General features: G+C 30.1%; 18 protein-coding genes and 1 pseudogene. 7 read left to right on the forward strand and 12 right to left on the reverse strand.

The window, feature by feature from the left end; genetic code table 11:
* Positions 1–7: 7 nt before the first annotated feature.
* Genes LRR82_RS07420 through murG form a run of 3 tightly spaced genes read right to left on the reverse strand, consistent with a single transcriptional unit; the run spans position 8 to position 2,745 of the window.
* Entirely contained in the window at positions 8–742 is a 735-nt protein-coding gene (locus tag LRR82_RS07420; protein ID WP_249028798.1) for a cell division protein FtsQ/DivIB, read from the reverse strand.
* A 3-nt stretch (positions 743–745) separates the two neighbouring features.
* A complete protein-coding gene (murB, locus tag LRR82_RS07425; RefSeq protein ID WP_249028799.1) occupies positions 746–1,660 on the reverse strand; it encodes a UDP-N-acetylmuramate dehydrogenase in 915 nt (304 codons plus the stop codon).
* Entirely contained in the window at positions 1,660–2,745 is a 1,086-nt protein-coding gene (gene murG / locus LRR82_RS07430) for an undecaprenyldiphospho-muramoylpentapeptide beta-N-acetylglucosaminyltransferase (RefSeq protein WP_249028800.1), read from the reverse strand. Before murG ends, murB begins: the two co-directional genes overlap by 1 nt.
* Positions 2,746–2,972: 227 nt before the next feature.
* Between murG and LRR82_RS07435 the strand changes: the two genes are divergently transcribed.
* From LRR82_RS07435 to LRR82_RS07450, 4 genes are all read left to right on the forward strand, one after another.
* On the forward strand, positions 2,973–3,716 hold the full coding sequence (locus tag LRR82_RS07435; protein ID WP_249028801.1) for a radical SAM protein: 744 nt from the start codon (positions 2,973–2,975) through the stop codon (positions 3,714–3,716).
* Entirely contained in the window at positions 3,709–4,401 is a 693-nt protein-coding gene (locus tag LRR82_RS07440; protein ID WP_249028802.1) for a queuosine precursor transporter, read from the forward strand. Before LRR82_RS07435 ends, LRR82_RS07440 begins: the two co-directional genes overlap by 8 nt.
* Positions 4,402–4,487: 86 nt before the next feature.
* Positions 4,488–5,033: a beta-class carbonic anhydrase gene (locus tag LRR82_RS07445; RefSeq protein WP_249028803.1), complete on the forward strand. Its 546-nt coding sequence runs from the start codon at positions 4,488–4,490 to the stop codon at positions 5,031–5,033.
* Between the two features lie 1,376 nt (positions 5,034–6,409).
* On the forward strand, positions 6,410–6,697 hold the full coding sequence (locus LRR82_RS07450) for a type II toxin-antitoxin system Phd/YefM family antitoxin (protein WP_249028804.1): 288 nt from the start codon (positions 6,410–6,412) through the stop codon (positions 6,695–6,697).
* 438 nt (positions 6,698–7,135) lie between these two features.
* On the opposite strand, the gene LRR82_RS07455 is transcribed toward LRR82_RS07450, so the two are convergent.
* From LRR82_RS07455 to LRR82_RS10960, 3 genes and pseudogenes are all read right to left on the reverse strand, one after another.
* The gene (locus LRR82_RS07455; protein ID WP_249028805.1) at positions 7,136–8,290 is read right to left on the reverse strand and encodes a shikimate kinase; all 1,155 of its coding nucleotides are present in this window, start codon (positions 8,288–8,290) and stop codon (positions 7,136–7,138) included.
* Between the two features lie 36 nt (positions 8,291–8,326).
* Positions 8,327–9,733 (reverse strand): YecA family protein, encoded by a 1,407-nt coding sequence (locus tag LRR82_RS07460; RefSeq protein ID WP_249028806.1) that lies wholly within the window; start codon positions 9,731–9,733, stop codon positions 8,327–8,329.
* A gap of 645 nt (positions 9,734–10,378) precedes the next feature.
* A pseudogene (locus LRR82_RS10960) lies at positions 10,379–10,435 on the reverse strand (hypothetical protein); the annotation flags it as partial.
* A 614-nt stretch (positions 10,436–11,049) separates the two neighbouring features.
* Between LRR82_RS10960 and LRR82_RS07465 the strand changes: the two are divergent.
* Complete coding sequence (locus LRR82_RS07465) at positions 11,050–11,337, forward strand: type II toxin-antitoxin system Phd/YefM family antitoxin (RefSeq protein ID WP_249028807.1); 288 nt, start codon at positions 11,050–11,052, stop codon at positions 11,335–11,337.
* A gap of 51 nt (positions 11,338–11,388) precedes the next feature.
* The gene (locus LRR82_RS10965; protein WP_399201153.1) at positions 11,389–11,622 is read left to right on the forward strand and encodes a type II toxin-antitoxin system RelE/ParE family toxin; all 234 of its coding nucleotides are present in this window, start codon (positions 11,389–11,391) and stop codon (positions 11,620–11,622) included.
* A gap of 719 nt (positions 11,623–12,341) precedes the next feature.
* Here the strand turns inward: LRR82_RS10965 and ftsW are convergent.
* From ftsW to mraY, 3 genes are read right to left on the reverse strand one after another with little or no spacing between them, the layout of a single operon-like run.
* Positions 12,342–13,415: a putative lipid II flippase FtsW gene (gene ftsW / locus LRR82_RS07470; protein WP_249028808.1), complete on the reverse strand. Its 1,074-nt coding sequence runs from the start codon at positions 13,413–13,415 to the stop codon at positions 12,342–12,344.
* A 39-nt stretch (positions 13,416–13,454) separates the two neighbouring features.
* Positions 13,455–14,792, reverse strand: coding sequence for a UDP-N-acetylmuramoyl-L-alanine--D-glutamate ligase (gene murD, locus LRR82_RS07475; protein ID WP_249028809.1), 1,338 nt, complete (start codon positions 14,790–14,792; stop codon positions 13,455–13,457).
* 1 nt (position 14,793) lies between these two features.
* Positions 14,794–15,771 carry a phospho-N-acetylmuramoyl-pentapeptide-transferase gene (gene mraY, locus LRR82_RS07480; RefSeq protein ID WP_249028810.1) on the reverse strand — a complete coding sequence of 326 codons (978 nt, stop codon included), beginning with the start codon at positions 15,769–15,771 and terminating at the stop codon, positions 14,794–14,796.
* 127 nt (positions 15,772–15,898) lie between these two features.
* On the opposite strand from mraY, the gene glpK reads away from it, so the two are divergent.
* A complete protein-coding gene (gene glpK / locus LRR82_RS07485; RefSeq protein ID WP_249028811.1) occupies positions 15,899–17,374 on the forward strand; it encodes a glycerol kinase GlpK in 1,476 nt (491 codons plus the stop codon).
* Positions 17,375–17,395: 21 nt separating this feature from the next.
* Here glpK and LRR82_RS07490 read toward each other — a convergent pair whose 3' ends face one another.
* Genes LRR82_RS07490 through LRR82_RS07500 form a run of 3 tightly spaced genes read right to left on the reverse strand, consistent with a single transcriptional unit; the run spans position 17,396 to position 19,662 of the window.
* Entirely contained in the window at positions 17,396–18,148 is a 753-nt protein-coding gene (locus LRR82_RS07490) for an SIS domain-containing protein (RefSeq protein WP_249028812.1), read from the reverse strand.
* Positions 18,132–18,899: a metallophosphoesterase gene (locus LRR82_RS07495; RefSeq protein WP_249028813.1), complete on the reverse strand. Its 768-nt coding sequence runs from the start codon at positions 18,897–18,899 to the stop codon at positions 18,132–18,134. The genes LRR82_RS07490 and LRR82_RS07495 overlap by 17 nt, the downstream gene beginning before the upstream one ends.
* 46 nt (positions 18,900–18,945) lie before the next feature.
* A complete protein-coding gene (locus tag LRR82_RS07500; protein ID WP_249028814.1) occupies positions 18,946–19,662 on the reverse strand; it encodes a glycerophosphodiester phosphodiesterase in 717 nt (238 codons plus the stop codon).
* Position 19,663: the final 1 nt, after the last annotated feature.

The following is a 19,663-nucleotide window of genomic DNA, read 5'->3' on the forward strand; positions in this document are numbered from 1 at the left end:
AAACACATTAATCATACACATAACTATATTTTCCAACTAAATCATAATACTTATTATCTGGGAATATTTGTAATAATTTAGCATAACTATCTCCATCCAATTGTTCGACCATATCTTCAATGCGTACATATAGAACTTTGCCATCATTCATATAAAAAATTACTCTTGATTCATCTCCCTCTAAAGGGCTATATTCGATATCTGAAATAAGGGAACGAACTTGACTAGGAATTTGATAAAATTCACTAGCAAAGTCTTCTAACGTATCATCATCAAAATTCTTTAATTGAATTAAAGCACTATAGTCATACATACTTTGACTTACCGTTTGAATACTACCAGACTCACTAAGCAAAGCTACTGTAGAACTAGATTCTTGATAAGCTATTTTTAATGCTTCACTTACTGTTATTTGTATTGCATTATAACTAACACACTCTATTGTTACTTCTTGTATTTCTGTTAACTCTAATATAGACTCTTCTACATCCAAAAAATAAGCATAGAAGAAAAATGTCTCACCTACTTGAACACCACAACTATCTAAAATATCATCTGTTTCCACAAAGTAGTTTCCTTCTACTTCTATTATCTGTATTTTACTTATATCACTTGCTAGAAAATAAAGGAATCCTCCTAACAAAAGAACAAACAAAAAACGACGCAATCTTTTTTTACGACGCGCTCTTTTTTTGTCTTTCAAAATTTTATTTACTTGATCATATTCACTATGTCTTGCCATTCTTTACTCCCAGTTTACAAAACAGACCTCTGTATGTAAATCTACATCAAATTTTTCTTTTACCATTCTTTGAACATAACTAATAAGGGCACGAATATCACTTGCAGTCCCTTTTTTATCATTCACTATAAAATTAGAATGCTTCAACGAAACACTAGCACCACCAATACGATAGCCACGTAATCCACATGCATCTATATAATACCAAGCACCCTTTTCATCCGGGTTACGAAAAATACTTCCCGCACTTGGTTTATCCCAAGGTTGTGTTTCCATTCTTCGTTTTTTTCTTTTTTCAACAACTTCTTTAATTTCAGTCGCATCTTTTTTTGTTAAATTAAAACAAACCTCCAAAATAGTCCATTCCGGATGATTTTGGAAAATAGAATGACGATAACTAAAATCTAGCTCTTGATTTTCCTTTTCAACAATATTTCCTTGTTCATCTAAATAGCTAACTCGTTTTACTACAGATGCCATATCATATTTATAGGCTCCAGCATTCATATAGATTGCTCCACCTACTGTTCCTGGAATACCAGACATAAACTCAAAACCACTCAACCCTGCATTTTGGGCATGATACGCTAATGGAATTTGTGACATCCCAGCTCCACAAGTAATCGTAGTATCCACTATTTCATAATAAGAGAAATATCGCTGTAACGATAAAACAACTCCCTCATATAATTTATCACCAAATAATATATTTGATCCTTTACCCACTATAAAATAAGGAATATGATGCATCTTACAATAAGCTAACACATAAGCTAATCCCGCTTTATCTTTTATCTCAATATATAAACTAGCAATTCCACCAGCCTTAAAAGAAGTATGCTTCCCCATTGATTCATTCACCAACACATCCCCTACTTCTTGTTTATCAAATTCATTTTTAACACTTAAAAAATCCATTACTTATCTCCTATAATTTTCAACATAAATTCATACATATCTTTACTTGCATTCGGTTTTCCCAAACTAAGTGCATTTTGTTTTAACATTTCCAAGATACTTTCATCTTGTATTAATTCATCAATTTGATTTGCACAATACTCTCCTGTTAAATCAGCTTCTAATATCATTCTAGCAGCATCTCTCTCCACCAAAGCACGAGCATTAAATTCTTGATGATTATAAACAACATAAGGGCTAGGAATAATTATTCCTGGTACACCATACGTTGTAATTTCAGCCAAGGTAGAAGCTCCACCACGACATACAATTAAACTAGTTTCTTTTAAAACATGTAACATATCTTCAATATAAGGTACTAAGCAAATATTATTTGCTAGTACACCTAACTCATTTTGTAATTGTTCATAATAACTTTTACCACTAGCATACAAAATAGTATATGGCTTATTTTGTAACTTTGTGAGAACTTCTTTCATAACCTTATTAACAGAAGCAGATCCTAATGATCCCATTACAATAAGAACAATTTTCTTATTTCGATCTATTTGATATTTTTCATAAATATCAATTGGTTCTAAATCAATATAACCAGCTCTAGGATTACCATATAAATATGTTTTTTCTTTTGGTAAAAGATCATATGTTTTTTGATAACAACATACAATTCCATCCACTTTATTAATCAATATTTTATTTGTTAACCCAATCAAAGAATTCTGTTCATGAATTAACGTTTTTATTTTCATTTGGCTTGCCGCTAAAACAATACTAGCACTCGGATATCCACCAAACCCAACAACAATATCAGGTTTAAATTTCTTAATTACTTTTTTAGCCTCTACAACAGACTTCACAAAAATCATCCCATTTTTAATTTTTTGAACAGGATTTCCTACAAAACCTTTTACATATAAACCATGATACGCATATCCCATTTCAGGTACTACACTTGCTTCTAAACGATCTGTTGTTCCTACAAATAAAAACTCCACATCTGTTCTTTGTTTTTCTATATATTGCACAAATGCTAGGGCAGGATATAAATGTCCACCTGTACCACCAGCACTAATTATTATTTTCATAAAATCACTCCTATCCGCCATATTATAGCATATTCACATTTAATTTAATATAGAATAATAATATTCATTTTTTTGCTTATATTCGAAGTTATTTCGTAAATTGTTAGACATTATTTTGTTTTTCATCCCATTTATGCTATAATCGTCAAGTATTAAAAAGACAGTTCGTAACCATCCTGTCTATAAATAAAACTAGGACTACTTAGTAGCTCCTTTTAGGAGGAAAAATGAAGAAAGAATTAGAAATTGAGATAATGGAAAGATATTCCATTATTAACGAAAAGAACAAAAGAGAAATCGTTCTTTTAAGAGGCCAAGGATGTTCTTGGCGTCGTTGTCGTTTTTGTGATTATCATTTAGATTTTTCTAGAGATAAAGAAGAAAATATTACTTTAAATCAAAAAGAGTTATCTAAAATAACAGGTATTCATCAAAAACTAGAAGTTATTAATTCTGGAAGTTTTACAGAACTACCAGAAGAAACAATGGATCTTATTGAAACAATATGTATTGAAAAAAAGATCAAAGAAGTACATTTTGAAGCACACTATAACCAAAGAAAATTTATTCCTGCATTACGCCAACGATTTTCTAAAAACAACATTTCCGTTATTATTAAAATAGGAGTTGAAACATTTGACTACTTATTTAGAGAATCTTATTTAGTAAAAGGTATTCAAACAGATAATCCTAGTGAAATTGCAACTTATTTTGATGAATGTTGTTTATTACAAGGAATACCTGGACAAACAAAAGATTCAATGATTCAAGATATTGAAATAGGTTTAACTTATTTTAATCGTGTTTGTATCAATATTATGCAAGAAAATGGAATGGCTATCAAACCAGATCCAAGCGTTATTGAACTTTTTGTAAAAGAAATATACCCATTATATAAAGAAAATCAAAGAGTGGATATTTTATTAGAAAATACTGCTTTTGGTGTTGGAGGAGTAACAACAAATGTCTAATGAATTATTATTAATACTATGTTTAGTATGTACTTATATGAGTGTTTTATTATTTTATCGTTTTTTTGGAAAAACAGGTTTATATGTTTGGACTGCAATTGTTACCATTAGTGCAAATATCGAAGTATTAATGTTAATCGATGCTTTTGGTGTTGAACAAACATTAGGAAATATTTTGTTTGCATCTAGTTTTTTAGTAACTGATATTTTATCGGAAAATGAGGATAAAGAGAGTGCAAATCTAGCTGTTAAGATTGGTATTATGTCGAATATTACTTTTGTGCTTATTTCACAATCATGGTTATTATTCACACCAAACGCAAATGATTGGGTGAGTCCTGCTGTTCATACTATTTTTTCAAATACACCTAGATTAATGATTGTTGGGGTTCTTGTTTATGCACTTGCTCAATGGTTTGATGTTTGGGCATATCACCTTATTTGGGAAAAGACAAAAGCAAAGTTTGGAGATAGTAAAAGAGGTTTATGGCTTAGAAATAATGGTTCTACCTTAGTTTCACAGTTATTAAATACTGTTTTATTTACTTTTGGAGCATTTATTGGTATGTATGATATTCCTACTTTAATTAATATTACTATTGCATCTTATGTTATTTATGTTATTACAAGTTTATGTGATACACCTGTAGTTTATTTATCAAGAAAAATTAAACCTAAAAACTAAAGGGAATATCCCTTTTTTTATTTACCATTTTAGTTGCAAAACAAGAATAATCTATGTACAATACTTAAAAAGAAAAGGAGTATTCTATGATTGATGAAATTATTTTATTTAATGAAAATTTTGTAAAGAACGAAAAATATAAAGACTTTATTACCAATAAATATCCTAATAAGAAATTAGCGATTCTCTCATGCATGGATACCCGTTTAACTAAATTACTTCCTGCTGCTTTAGGTTTAGAAAATGGCGATGCTAAAATCATTAAGAATGCGGGTGGTGTTATTTCACATCCCTATGGTAGTGCTGTTAGAAGCATACTAATTGCAATCTATCAACTAGGCGTGACTGAAATTATGGTAATTGGTCATAGTGATTGTGGTGTTCAACATCTAGATAGTCAAAAACTAATTGATTCGATGATAAAACATGGGATTGAAAGCAGTGTTATTGAAAATGTGAAAGCTAGTGGGATTGATTTAGAAGGTTGGCTGGGAGGCTTCTCTAATGGGGATGCGGCAATTACAAATACTGTCCAATGTTTACAGTCACATCCATTAGTTCCAAAAGATATCCTTATTAAAGGCTTTATCATGGATTCATTAACAGGATTGCTTCAAGAAGTAAACAAATAGGATTCTTTTATGATGCAATTAAAACATTCCTTTTCATTTTATTTCATAACATTTAACATACTACCTACAACAACAAGTGTAATTATGAAAGAGGATCTCCTATAACTAAATAGCGGGTGCAATGGTAGCTTAGGTCTCTTTTTTAGCTTCTTTATAAAATATCATTTTCATTTATTTCAGTTACCAAGAATACAGAACAGCTTCATAAGATAGTGTTGATTGTTTTTTAGTAAATGGGTATACTATTGGTGAGGTTAAGTGGATTAACTTAAAAAAAGAGTTCTTGCTGGATCTCTTTTTTCGTTCTTTCGAACTAATCGTTAGAAGCAAGACGAATCAAGAACCAGTAATCTTTTATGATAACTATAATCAAGACTCCTAGTCCAAACTTGACATCCAACATATATGTTTTAGTTATAATATTACTCTTCATTCTAACTAGAATTATTTAACCTACAAAAAATTCAGAACAGCTTCACAAGATAGCGTTGACTGTTTTTTAGTAAATGGGTATACTATTAATGAGGTAAGGCGAATTACCAATAAAAAAGAGATCGGGCAGATCTCTTTTTTCGTTCTTTCGAACTAATCGTTGGAAGCAAGGCGAATCAAGAACTAGTTATCTTTTTAGAATAATTGCAATCAATACTCCTAATTCAAACTTGACCTCCAACATAACATGTTTTTAGTCATAATATTGCCCTCCATCGACTGTCAATATTATACCATATTTGATTGATCGAATGTTTAATTTCAAGCCTAATTCTACAACTATTATTACCTAAAAACAGTTCCCTTGATATTGGTCTAGTAGTAGTACTAGGCCTCTTTTCTTTAGTCTATCGTTCGTTACAGTATTACACATGATATATGCCATGGCAACTCGTGCGTATGCTTTTCTACTATTTGCCCATTCCCATGCTTTATATTTGTTTGCTCCTAGTTTTATTAGTGCTCTATATTTTGTACCTATTCTTTTCCATTGTTTCCATATGCACATCCTAAGTCTAAACCGTGTACGTGTGGCCGCAATAAACTGGACAGTTATTATAAATTAATAATAACTGAAAAGGAGGCTCTAGAAGCAGACGAGAAAGACATATTTTTACAACTGCATTTAAAAAGCAAATGGTTGATTTGCATCACGGTGGTAAACACACTCGGGCTGTCGTTATAGGAGAGTATCATTATTTGATTATATTTAGATGATCGTACTTGAAACATTTATACACTTTTCAATAATCTCTGGAGACTTAAAACATCCCCTCATATATATACCTACAAAAGGTGAGCAAGTTGACCGAATTATTTTTAACTTTAGTAGCATAATTGAAATATTATCATAATTATGATAATAACAAAAGGAGATGATAGCTATGCCAAAGATTAGACCGGTTTCAGATTTAAGAAACAATTTTACTGATATTTCAAGAATTATTCATGAGGAATCAGAGCCTATCTTTTTAACTAAAAATGGTTATGGTGATATGGTTGTAATGAGCATTGAAGCTTACGAAAAACTCCAATTTGAAAATGAAATTTATTTCAAATTGAAAGAAGCAAAATTACAAGCAAAGAGTACTGATATAAGATATTCTCATGAAGAAGTTTTCGGAGATTTAAGAAAAAAACTCCAAGATAAGGTAGACATAGATGACATATAAAATACAATATCTACCAATTGCAAGAGAAGATATTGAACAGTCAGTGATTGTTTGTATGCACCTAAAGCAGCATTAGATTTACTTGACAACATAGATAAAACTATAGACAACTTAAAAACCTTTCCAATTGCATATCCAGTCAATGAAACCTCTTGATAAGGCATTGATAAATTGAATAAAGTTACTTTACAAGCAAATATTTTCATTCTACACCAAAACTTATGGGCAATTTAAAATTCTGAAACTATAGATGAATCAAGCTCTTTGAAGAACTAAATAAGCAGACCTAAGAAACACCGTAAATTCCAAGTTTACGGTGTTTTATTAGGCACTATAAATTAATTTTTTAAACCCCACTTACGTTTAAAGCACTAATGTCCTATTAACTTTACGACAATTAGTGCTTTATTATTTTATGATTACTATTATACTTATCTTTTAAAATTTATCCCAAATCAAATACAACGCTAATAATGGCCCATTTTCATATCCTTGTTCTGGATACTCTTTTTGCAGTTTGTAAAATTGCTTCAATAACAACTCCGAAAACTGCACTTCCCTCTTAATTCCTAATACTAGACAAACCATAGATCGTGCTATTGGATATTTGATTTCCTCTATATTTTTTGTTAAATCCTCCACATATTTAGCATCTGAAATAGCTAATGCTAATGTGGCTATTTCAACAAATTCATCTTGTCTATTATTTTTAATTTGCTTTAAAACAAGAGGTATAATTTGTTCTTCCATGGATGAAACTTTCTCTAATATATTTTCTCTATTTATTACTATTGTAGATTTACGCATACATCTAATCAATTCTTTGGGGCAAGTAATCTGCATAATCGATGCTTTATCTTTCTCAATTTCCAATATTCTTTCTTCATCTAAGAAGGGGAAGGTCGCTTCGTCAAGAAGATGCTTAAATTCATGGCTTCTCATCATAATTAAATTCAAATATAGGATCATAGCTGATGAGCTTTCTTCCAATTTATTTTGTTCAAAGAACTTTGCTGGTATACAAACCTTTTCGTAACTTTTCTTTTCAGCGAAAATCTTTTCCTGAAATCTATGAATAATATCTTCTGCAACTTCTCCTGGCAATCTTCCGTTTATGTTTATCTTATTTCTGATATTTTTAAATGCTGGTTTGTAATAATTAATATCTTCTTGAATGTCTTGCAAATAATGCTCCTTGTGCTTATTTTTATAATCATCATCAATATAGCAATGATCATTTTCATCTGAAAATACTAATCTATCAAATATATTTGTTACACTATCTTGTAATTCTATTGCTATAGTATTAGCCCATAATAGATATCTATCAAATACACTCGCATACACAATAGGGCTAATTGCAATTACTTTATTCTGTTCTTTTGATTTCATTAATAAATCTAAAACAACACCCTTTTTCTGATCACGTTCTAATTTATCTGGAATATTATTTACAAATTCTTCCAACGTTGTTCCATAATAAACTGTTGTTTCGTAATCCAAATCATAAAATTTATATCCTATTTTTTCAGCTAGTACTTCACCCGTTGTTGTCTTTCCTACATTTGTAATGCCAAGCAGTAAAATTATCATACATTCACCTCAGTCTACGATAAGGTAAACCTTATCTTATTTTTTACAACACTTTTTATACTTTTTTCCACTCCCACATGGACAAGGTTCATTAGGAGATATTTTTGTTACTTTTCTTTCAACTCCCTTGTTTGTCCCAGTAGAATACGACATCATAGGAATAATACTTTCAGACCTTTCTGAATCAATATTCTTCTTTAACATTTCAGTCGGTGTGTGTCCGCAATTACGCCATATTCTAGTCGAATTCATTATCTCTATTATATAACTCACGACCTCATTTGCTTGATTTATATCTTTCATTAGTATGTCAAATTTTTCCAATTGTGCAAAAACATACTGAATACATCCCTCGGAACTACCACCATATTCCATTAATTCAGCATCAAAAATGAACTCATGAATTCCATCTAGGATGTAATCTATATAATCTATGGCTTGCATTTCTCCTTGGTTCGCCGCTTTCTTAAAGTTCTTCATATATTTGCGCTCTAAATACCTCACAAATCTTTTTTCTGCAATGTTTATTTCTCTATAACTTGCATCAGCATACCTTAAAAATTCTATTCTAGACGGGATATATCGCTCATTCTCTGCCGATTCCCAATACAATTCACGGAAATACGAAGTTGCTCTTTTATAAAAGAATTCGTCTAAATGTTCTTCTGTAATCTCTGTATTTTTGTTACGAAGGAACCTAGCCATTTTTTCTATTTCCTTTTCAAGTTGCTCTCTAAAGCATTCATGTAGAATCAGTCCATCCATAGTCATACACACCCCTGGTATCATATTTCCAATTATGTTACTAAGGACTGCTGTGCACATATGCTTTGGGTTAAATACGATTGAATGAGCGTATTTCCCACCCAAACGTATATATCCATCTTCTTCCCATATTTTCTTTTCATATTGCCTTATCAACGACTCTAATTCTTTAACATGAATTACACCATATAAATGAACAGCTGCCAATGCATATTGTCGAATCATATCTACGTATGCTTTACGTTTCATATATACCTTATCAATCGCTAAGATATCATAATCTTCTTGACATCTGTAAGATTCTAATAATCGCCTTATTTCATCATCATCGAAACCTATAGTTATACAAAAACATTCAAAAATAGCATCCTCGCCTAACGCCTCTGCAATTAAGTTTATTTTTTCCTGTTTTTTTAATTTGTATGGATTGTCGGCCATTTCACAAATTCTTCTACAGATTTCTAAAGCTGCTTCATCTAAAAAATCATATTGAGACTCAACAAACATCATAGATGTTTGTTCCGCTACTATCTCTAGAAATTCATTTTTAGTCCCTTGTACCAATTCTCTAATATCACAATTCTTCTCAATAACCTGTACTACAATAGTCAGTAACTTATCAATATCTTTTGCATAATATTTCATTAAGCAATTCTGTATTTTATCTTTTCTACTCATTTTTTACACCTATTCTTTCTTTTTATTTACGCATCACCCCTTGGTGATAAATTCATATTCGTTGTGAATATGTGCTTCCTTTTTCATATCTTCATACTAACAAAAACATCAATTTAACAAATCAGCTAACACGCTAGCTTTTAAAACTTCTACCTTCCCAAAATACGAGAATGATATTACATATTCTACTTTATCAAAGCTATTCTCATTAATCAAGTATATAAGATCACTTCACCAAATCGTATTGACTATTTATTAATAAATGGATATACTATTGGTGAGGTTAAGTAGATTAACTTAAAAAAAAGAGATCGGCCGATCTCTTTTTTCGTTCTTACGAACTAATCGTTGGAGGCTAAGTAGATCAAGAGCTAGTTATCTTTTATAATAACTATAATCAATACAAGAACCACAATAAGTAGTTCCATAATCAATACTCCTAATTCAAACTTGACCTCCAACATAACATGTTTTTAGTCATAATATTGCCCTCCACCGACTGTCAATATTATACCATATTCGTACGATGAAAAGAGTCTTTTCAATGATAATTCGTTCACTATTTTTTATAAATTTATCAACTAAAAATAGTTTCCTTTATATCTAAGAAATCTTATTGATTTCTTCTTTTTTTATACAAAAATATTAATTTTGTTTCATAACATTTAACATAATACCTACTGCAATAAGTGTAATCGTTAAAGAAGATCCACCATAACTAAAAAATGGTAAAGTGACGCCTGTAACGTGTAGTTCACGCTCCCTTTAGAACGTGAACTAGCTATCACACTTAAATCCACATTAAAGAATACTTCTATGTTTCTTTCTTCATCTATTTCTACCTTTGAATTAAATCCAATATTAGTTTACGATTAACCTCTTTTAAACTCACAAACTGTTCAATCGTTCTTTTCACTTCATCACAGCTAACAATATTTTTTTGTCATCTTTTAGTATTTCTAATCTTGTGTTTAGTTTGTTTACTTTGGGGGTGCGGACGTTTTCGTTGATATTTATATCTTGGATAGGCTACAAAAAACTGGACAGTTATTATAAGAGCGACTATTGTTAATGATAACTAAAAAGGAGGCTATAGAAATAGAAGAGAAAGATGTATTTTTACAACTGCATTTAAAAAGCAGCTTGAAACATCTATTCACTTTTCAATAATCTCTGGAGACTTAAAAACTCCCCCTCATATATATATCTGCAAAAGGTGAGCAAGTTGACCGAATTATTTTTAACTTTAGTAGCATAATTGAAATAATATCATAATTATGATATTATAATGATAATAACGGAAGGAGCTGATAGCTATGCCAAAGATTAGACCGGTTTCGGATTTAAGAAACAACTTTACTGATATTTCAAGAATTATTCATGAGGAATCAGAGCCTATCTTTTTAACTAAAAATGGTTATGGGGATATGGTTGTAATGAGCATTGAGGCTTACGAAAAACTCCAATTTGAGAATGAAGTCTATTTCAAATTGAAAGAAGCAGAATTACAAGCAAAGAGTACTGATATAAGATATTCTCATGAAGAAGTTTTTGGAGATTTAAGAAAAAAACTCCAAGATAAGGTAGACATAGATGACATATAAAATACAATATCTACCAATTGCAAGAGAAGATATTGAACAGTCAGTGATTGTTTGTATGCACCTAAAGCAGCATTAGATTTACTTGACAACATAGATAAAACTATAGACAACTTAAAAACCTTTCCACTTGCATATCCAGTCAATGAAACAACAAAACCTCTTGATTTTGAATATCGAATGATACCTGTTAAAAACTATTTAATTTTCTATGTAGTTACAGGAGATATTGTTGAAATTCATAGAGTGGTATACTCGAAAATGGATTTAACAAGACTACTAAAATAACCAAATACTCCAAAGGCATTGATAAATTGAACAAAGTTACTTTACAAGCAATTCAAGATGTTTAAAACGATATTGGTACAAGCAAAGATTTTCATTCTACACCAGAACTTATGGGTAATTTAAAATTTTGAAACTGTAGATAAATCAAACTCTATGAAGAACTAAATAAGCAGACCCAAGAAACACCGTAAATTCCAAATTTACTCAACTAACACGCTAGCTTTTGGAACTTCTATGAGAATGATATTACATGTTCACCTTTACCAAAGATTTTCTCATTAATCAAGTATATAGGATTACTTCACCAGATTGTATTGACTGTTTTTTAGTAAATGGGTATACTATTGGTGAGGTAAGATGGAATTACCAATAAAAAAAGAGATCCTGCTAGATCTCTTTTTTCGTTCTTACGAACTAGTCGTTGAAGGCAAGATGGAATCAAGAGCTAGTTATCTTTTATAATAACTATAATCAATACAAGAACCACAATAAGTAGTTCCATGATCGATCCTCCTAATTCAAACTTGACCTCCAACATAACATGTTTTTAGTCATAATATTGCCCTCCACCGACTGTCAATATTATACCATATTCGTACGATGAAAAGAGTCTTTTCAATGATAATTCGTTCACTATTTTTTATAAATTTATCAACTAAAAATAGTTTCCTTTATATACGAGAAATCTTATTGATTTCTTCTTTTTTTATACAAAAATATTAATTTTGTTTCATAACATTTAACATAATACCTACTGCAATAAGTGTAATCGTTAAAGAAGATCCACCATAACTAAAAAATGGTAAAGTGACGCCAGTTATCGGAAAAATTCCAACAACCACACCCAAGTTAATCAATGCTTGTATTGACAATAATGAACCAATCCCAACTAACAAAAAACATCCAAATAAATCATGACATTCCTTGGCACTAGAAATAATAAGATAAATTAAAAAAACATATAATCCAATTAAAAAAATAGCTCCTATCAAACCAAATTCTTCGCAATAAATAGCAAATATAAAATCAGTTTGAGGCTCTGGTAAATAAAAGTGTTTTTGAATACTATTATTATAACCAACCCCCACTATTCCTCCAGGTCCAATCGCATACAAAGATTGTATCATTTGAAATCCACTTCCCAAAGGATCGCCAAAAGGATCTAAATAAGCAGTTATTCTTTCCAAACGATAAGGAGCCGCTACTATCATCCCAACTAACCCAGCAACACCCCCTAAACCAAGAAAAACAAAATAACGAAAAGGTAATGGTGTAACTAACAACATAACAACTATACTACTAGCCATCACGATAGCACTACCAAAATCAGGTTGCAACATAATCAAACCAAACCCTATCAATATCACAACAAATAAAGCAATTGCATTGCTTATTTTTTTTAATTCCAAATAATACAAATGAATATAACGAGCACTATAAATAATAATACCAACTTTAAATAATTCACTAGGTTGAAAAGAAACAATACCAAAATCAAACCAACTTTGTGATCCTCCTCTTGCACTACCAACTCCCGGAATAATTACTAAAATTAATAATATAAATGTCACCAACAATAATTTTCTACTATGTACTAAATAAAAATGATAATCTATCTTAGAAACTATAAACATACATACAATCCCAATAAACGCAAAAAATAATTGCCTCTTTATATAATAAAAAGAATCTCCAAACTTATAAAAAGCCCATACATTACTAGCGCTATAAACCATACACAAACCAATAAACACAATCACTAACACTACTCCAATGACTAATCTATATCGCATATAAATCCCCCCACTTATTTATACGCAAAAAAAAGAGAGTTATAACTCTCTTATATACTGTTTAAACATTTTTCCTCTTTGATCATAACCACTAAACTCATCAAAAGAACTTGTTGAAGGTGATAATAAAATAATATCTTCTTCTTTAGAAACCTCTAATGCTTTTTTAGTAGCTTCTAATAAATTTTCACAAAGATAACTTTTCTCTATACCCATTTCTTCATAAAATCTTTGTCCTGCAGCTCCAAATGCAATAAAAGTATCTACTTTATCACGATAAGATTTTAACTCCGTTAAATCTAATCCTTTATCAAAACCACCCATCAATAAAACAACCGGTTTATCAAAAGCCTTTAATGCAATAATAGTTGCATCACAATTAGTTGCCTTAGAATCATTATAAATCTCTTTACCATCTTTATTCATAACATACTCAATGCGATGTTCTACTCCATGAAACGAAGCAATTGCATTTGCAATAACATGATTATCATAACCTAATTGCTTAGCAACACAAGTGGCTATCATACAATTTTGAACATTATGTTTACCAACTACTCTAATATCTTTTAGATCAATAATCTTTGTTCCCTGATAATAAATAGAATTATCTTTTAAGCAACAATCAGCATCTTGTTCTAAAGAAAAAGTAATCGTAGAACAAGGAATAGGATATTGTTTTATATATTCTAAAACCACTAAATCATCGATATTTAACAAAAAAGTTCCTGTTGTTTGATGCTTATAAATATTTGTTTTCGAAGCATAATATTCTTCTAAAGAAAGCATATAATCTAAATGATCAGGTGTTAAATTAATAATACTAGAAACATTTGGTGCAAATGTTTCTATATCTAATAATTGAAAATTACTCATTTCTAATATAATGGTATGTCCTTCAACTTGTAATAAGTTATGTTCCATAATAATATCACAAAAAGGATAACCAACATTCCCTGCTAAGTGGACCTTATCATTGGTAGATTTTAAAATTTCTTCAATTAAATGAACAGTTGTTGTCTTCCCATTTGTACCCGTAATAGCAACATAATTTTGTTCCTTAGCACACTGAAAACCCAATTCTATCTCTGTATACACCGGAATATTTCTTTCCTTTAAACGTAAAATAAAAGGCTTTTGATAATTAATTCCCGGGTTTTTTACTACAAAATCAAAATCTCTTTCAAATAACTCCTCTGGATGTCCTCCAGTAATCATCTCAATTCCTTGATTAACATAATCATCATACTCTTCAATAGATTCTTTTTTATCAAAAACATTAACTGTAATCGTAGCATTTGTTGCTTGTAATAAGCCAATAGCAGCTCTCCCACTTTTTGCCAGCCCTAATACTAACACTTTTTTCCCTGTTAACATCTTATAATACTCCTAAAACCATTCCTATTAATGCACATATAAATCCCATAAACCAAAAAGAGATAACAACTTGTGGTTCATTCCATCCTAACATCTCAAAATGATGATGAATTGGAGCCATTTTAAAAACTCTTTTTCCTCTTGTTTTAAAAGAAACAACTTGAATAATAACTGATAATGTTTCCATTACAAAAACCCCACCAATTAAAACAAGTAAAATTTCTTGATTCGTAAGAATAGCTAAAGCACTTAATAATCCACCTAAACTAAGAGACCCTACATCTCCCATAAATATTTTAGCAGGATTATAATTAAACATCATAAATCCAAGCAATGATCCAACCATACACATTGCAAAACTAGCAACCGTAAATTCTTTCATCATAATCGCAAAGATAATAAATGGTGAAATAGCCATCATACATAACCCTGTAGCTAAACCATCTAATCCATCCGATAAATTCACTCCATTACTTGTTGCAGTAAACATAAAATAAACTAAGACCGGATAAGCATATCCTAAATCTACATTAATATGGAAAAATGGAATCGAAATAATAGTATCAAATCCTGGTACATATTCTTTTGCTAGAAAATAAAAAGCAATAGCAATAAGTGATTGTAAAGCATATTTCATTTTAGCTGACAATCCATCATTTTTCTTTTTAACTACAATTAAAGCATCATCTAATAAACCAATTAAACCAAATCCTAATGTAACAAAACATAATAATAAAAGAATAGGATTCGTAATATCTTTATAATTTAAAATACATGCTACTAATAAAGTACTCAAAATAAATACACTACCACCCATTGTTGGTGTTCCGCCTTTTGCTTTATGAGACTCCATTCCTTCTTCTCTTTGTACTTGTCCAAATTTCATTTTATGTAGAAAAGGTATTACCTTTGGCATTGCTACTAAAACAACTAAGAAACTAATAATAAAAGAAGCTAATAAATTTATAAAATATTCCATCTTAATACTCCTTTGAGATATATTTTTAACATTAATATATTACCATTAACCACCTTTTTATGCAAAACAAAAATTTCTTCTCTTTTCCTACAAATTGATGTATTGTTAAAGTAAGAGAGGTACTAAAATGGAAAAGTATATCATGTCTATTGATCAAGGTACGACTAGTAGTAGAGCTATTTTATTTGATAAAAAAGGAAATGTCTTTGGACTGGCACAAAAACCAATTCAAAACTTGTATCCTCATCCTGGTTGGGTAGAACAGGATGCCAATGAAATATGGGCAAGTGTGGTAGGAGTAATCTTCGAAGTACTTGCTAAAACAGGAGTAACAGCAAATCAAATAGCAGCTATTGGAATTACAAATCAAAGAGAAACAACGGTTTGTTTTAATAAAAAAACAGGCCAACCTATTTATAATGCTATTGTATGGCAATCACGTCAAACCGTTGATTTATGTCAAGAAAGAATGCATTTAGAACAAAAGATAAAAGCAAAAACAGGTTTATTATTAGATCCTTACTTTAGTGCTAGTAAGATCCGTTTTATTTTAGATAAAACAAAGATGCAAGAACAAGCAAATCAAGGAGATATTTTATTTGGGACAATTGATAGTTGGTTAGTTTATAAATTAACGGAAGGTAAAAAACATATTACAGATGTATCAAACGCTTCTAGAACTTTATTAATGAATTTAGAAACATTAGATTATGATGAAGAATTATTATCTTATTGGGATATTCCTAGATGTATGCTTCCAGATATCAAAGATACGAGTGGAGTTTTAGGTTATTGCAATGAAATATTTCAAACAGAAATTCCTATTTGTAGTATGGTTGGAGATCAACAAGCAGCATTATTTGGACAAACATGTTTTGAAGCAGGGGAAATGAAGAACACGTATGGTACTGGTTGCTTTTTACTAATGAACACAAAAGAAAAACTAATATTATCTAAAAATGGACTAGTTACTTGTGTTGGTTGGCGTATTGGCAAGGAAGTATCTTATGTTCTAGAAGGAAGTGTTTTTGTAGCTGGTGCAGCCATTCAATGGCTTCGTGATGGTTTGAAAATCATCCATGATTCTCCTGAAAGTGAAACAATTGCTAGAAACTGTAATAATGATCAAGATATTTATGTTGTTCCTGCCTTTACAGGTTTAGGAGCACCTTATTGGAAACCTAATGTAAAAGGAGCTATTTTTGGATTAACTCGTAATACTACCAAAGAACATATTATCAAAGCTACTTTAGAATCACTAGCCTATCAAACTGGTGATGTAATTGAAGCAATGGCTCAGGATGCTAAATTAGAGTTAAAAGGATTACAAGTAGATGGAGGAGCATCAAAGAATAAATATCTTTTACAATTCCAAAGTGATATTTTAAATATTCCTGTTCATTCTAGAGATCTGCCAGAAGCAACTGCACTAGGTGCTGCTTATTTAGCAGGATTAGCGATTGGTTTTTGGCATGATAAAGAAGAATTATTGACTTTAAGTAATAAAATAACTACTTTCTATCCATCAATGGAAAGTGATGTTCGTCAATACAAATTAAAAAAATGGAAAACTGCTATTAATGCTACTATTGTTTTCCAATAAAAAAGAAGCTAACGCTTCTTTTTAGTTTATATAATAATGTTGATAATATTGTATTCTAAGAACATCAAAGAAATTCATTAAATGATAATTAAACTCTACCCCATCATATCTTCCTGAGACACATATGGTATGGGTTGTATTTTTAAATTCTTCTAACATATACATTTTATTTTGAGTAACTAAAATAGATGTTATTTGTTTTAAAGATACTTCATTTTGAGCTTTTAAACATTCTGCCATGGAACGTCCAGTTGCGGATACAAAAATAACAACATCATCTTTATGTAAAACCATATCAGGATCATAATCATTATAATTTAATACAATTTTACCACAAGTAATTAAATCAGTTTGTAATTCAACACCAATACTCATTGGATACATTGCTCCAATTAAGATAATTCTTTTAGAATGATAAATAGCAGTATATATTTGTTCTAATTCCTCTTCTAGATTTTCATTTTGACAATTTTGTACTAATCGTTCTACCATGATTGGACAACGCATATCAAACAAACGAGTACGAATTTGATTCACACGCAATAAATAACTATCAATTAGTTCTTTTTGAAAACCAGAAAAATTATCTACTCCCAGTAACTTACAAAATTGATCAATACTTTCTTCTTTGATACCACTATCTATCATATTTTGTTTTGTTATATCTTCGCACATTGGAAAATGATAAACAATATAAATACAAAAACGATAATAATCATCATAAATTAGTGTCCCATTTAAATAAGCTAAAATTCTACTAATAAGCAAATTCATTATCCTCTTCCTCCTGATCTGGTGCTTCTTGTTTTGTTACCACAAAAACTTCCATCGTATTTAAACACAAACAATTTAACTGTCCTTCATTCAAATTACCTAAACCACCATCAATACCAATCTTGTCATGAAAAACAGGATCATACCAAATATCATTTCTCTTTTCATGATATAAATAATGTGTTGGAGTATGTCCAAAAATAATAGTTTTCCCTTCAATCCCCTTTGATAAGAAAAACCATTCCCTAATCCATGCACACTCATCTTCTTCTTGATCATATAGACTCTTTTCAGGATTAATACCTGCATGAATTAAAACAAAGTCTCTACCATTAACAGACACTTCCACATAATTAGGACAACTATCCACAAACTTAATCATCATTGCATAAAATGCAGCTCGTAGTACTTTATAATTATATTCATCAAAAGCATTTTTATGTAAATAACGATGATAACTACGATATGTTTTTAATCCCCCATTTTGGGCCCATAAACGACTAATACTAGCATGAACATCCTCTGCTTTAAATGTATCTCTCATCATTATTTCATGATTCCCTTTAATTAAAATAATATTAGAATGTTGTTGTATGTAAAAATAGATTTCTAAACTTTTCGGTCCTCGATCACAACAATCTCCTAAAATATAAAGTGTATCACTTGAACTAAATTCTATTTTTTTCAACATTTCCTTTAATATTTGAAAGCTCCCATGAAGATCAGACAATACATATATTTGATTTGCCATAATATCACCTTCCTTACTCCATTATACACCAAAACTAAAAAAGACACTACTCGTGTCTTAATTTTAATGCTATATCAGGGTAATTTGTGAAAATTCCATCAACCCCTAATTCCATCATTTGTTTCATCATCATTTTTTCATTGACTGTCCATACATTTACTTTTAAATGATGATAATGACAATCCGTTACATAGTTATCAATTTGTAAATTACAAAATTGAGGATGAATTGCATATGTTGGATAAGAACTTACATAACGATAAGCTTCATGTAAAATACCATCATATAAGAAAGCTATTTTATTATTAGAATCAATTTCTTTCATTTTCATCATTGAATAATGATTAAATGATGAATAATATACTTGCTTTTCTAATTGATATTCTTTTATTAAATCATATACTATTTGTTCAATCCCAGGATAAAAGATATGATCTGTTTTGATTTCTAATTGCAATTCAAGATTAGTTCCTTGTATCAATTGTAATAATTGTTCTAACGTTGGAATTCTAGCTTCAAATCCATCCATCTTATTATTTGCATAAAAAGAACATAACTCATGATATGTATAATCTTTAATAAATCCTTTTCCATTACAAGTACGATCAATTGTTTCATCATGTATTAATACAGCAATATTATCTTTTGTAAGATGAACATCTGTTTCTATCCCATCTACTTGCATTTCAATAGCTAGTTTAAAAGCATCTAGCGTATTTTCAGGAGCATAGCCACTAGCTCCTCTATGAGCATATACTAACATA

Source organism: Tannockella kyphosi, from assembly GCF_021054785.1.
GTDB lineage: Bacteria > Bacillota_I > Bacilli_A > Erysipelotrichales > Coprobacillaceae > Tannockella > Tannockella kyphosi.

Excerpts from the sequence above, each read along its gene's own strand:
- LRR82_RS07435 (WP_249028801.1), top strand. The coding sequence starts at position 2,973 with ATGAAGAAAGAATTAGAAATTGAGATAATGGAAAGATATTCCATTATT.
- LRR82_RS07500 (WP_249028814.1), bottom strand. The coding sequence starts at position 19,662 with ATGTTAGTATATGCTCATAGAGGAGCTAGTGGCTATGCTCCTGAAAAT.
- LRR82_RS07420 (WP_249028798.1), bottom strand. The coding sequence starts at position 742 with ATGGCAAGACATAGTGAATATGATCAAGTAAATAAAATTTTGAAAGAC.
- LRR82_RS07460 (WP_249028806.1), bottom strand. The coding sequence starts at position 9,733 with ATGAGTAGAAAAGATAAAATACAGAATTGCTTAATGAAATATTATGCA.
- LRR82_RS07490 (WP_249028812.1), bottom strand. The coding sequence starts at position 18,148 with ATGAATTTGCTTATTAGTAGAATTTTAGCTTATTTAAATGGGACACTA.
- LRR82_RS07445 (WP_249028803.1), top strand. The coding sequence starts at position 4,488 with ATGATTGATGAAATTATTTTATTTAATGAAAATTTTGTAAAGAACGAA.
- murD (WP_249028809.1), bottom strand. The coding sequence starts at position 14,792 with ATGTTAACAGGGAAAAAAGTGTTAGTATTAGGGCTGGCAAAAAGTGGG.
- LRR82_RS07450 (WP_249028804.1), top strand. The coding sequence starts at position 6,410 with ATGCCAAAGATTAGACCGGTTTCAGATTTAAGAAACAATTTTACTGAT.
- LRR82_RS07495 (WP_249028813.1), bottom strand. The coding sequence starts at position 18,899 with ATGGCAAATCAAATATATGTATTGTCTGATCTTCATGGGAGCTTTCAA.
- LRR82_RS07455 (WP_249028805.1), bottom strand. The coding sequence starts at position 8,290 with ATGATAATTTTACTGCTTGGCATTACAAATGTAGGAAAGACAACAACG.
- murG (WP_249028800.1), bottom strand. The coding sequence starts at position 2,745 with ATGAAAATAATAATTAGTGCTGGTGGTACAGGTGGACATTTATATCCT.
- mraY (WP_249028810.1), bottom strand. The coding sequence starts at position 15,771 with ATGGAATATTTTATAAATTTATTAGCTTCTTTTATTATTAGTTTCTTA.
- LRR82_RS07465 (WP_249028807.1), top strand. The coding sequence starts at position 11,050 with ATGCCAAAGATTAGACCGGTTTCGGATTTAAGAAACAACTTTACTGAT.
- ftsW (WP_249028808.1), bottom strand. The coding sequence starts at position 13,415 with ATGCGATATAGATTAGTCATTGGAGTAGTGTTAGTGATTGTGTTTATT.
- murB (WP_249028799.1), bottom strand. The coding sequence starts at position 1,660 with ATGGATTTTTTAAGTGTTAAAAATGAATTTGATAAACAAGAAGTAGGG.
- glpK (WP_249028811.1), top strand. The coding sequence starts at position 15,899 with ATGGAAAAGTATATCATGTCTATTGATCAAGGTACGACTAGTAGTAGA.
- LRR82_RS07440 (WP_249028802.1), top strand. The coding sequence starts at position 3,709 with ATGTCTAATGAATTATTATTAATACTATGTTTAGTATGTACTTATATG.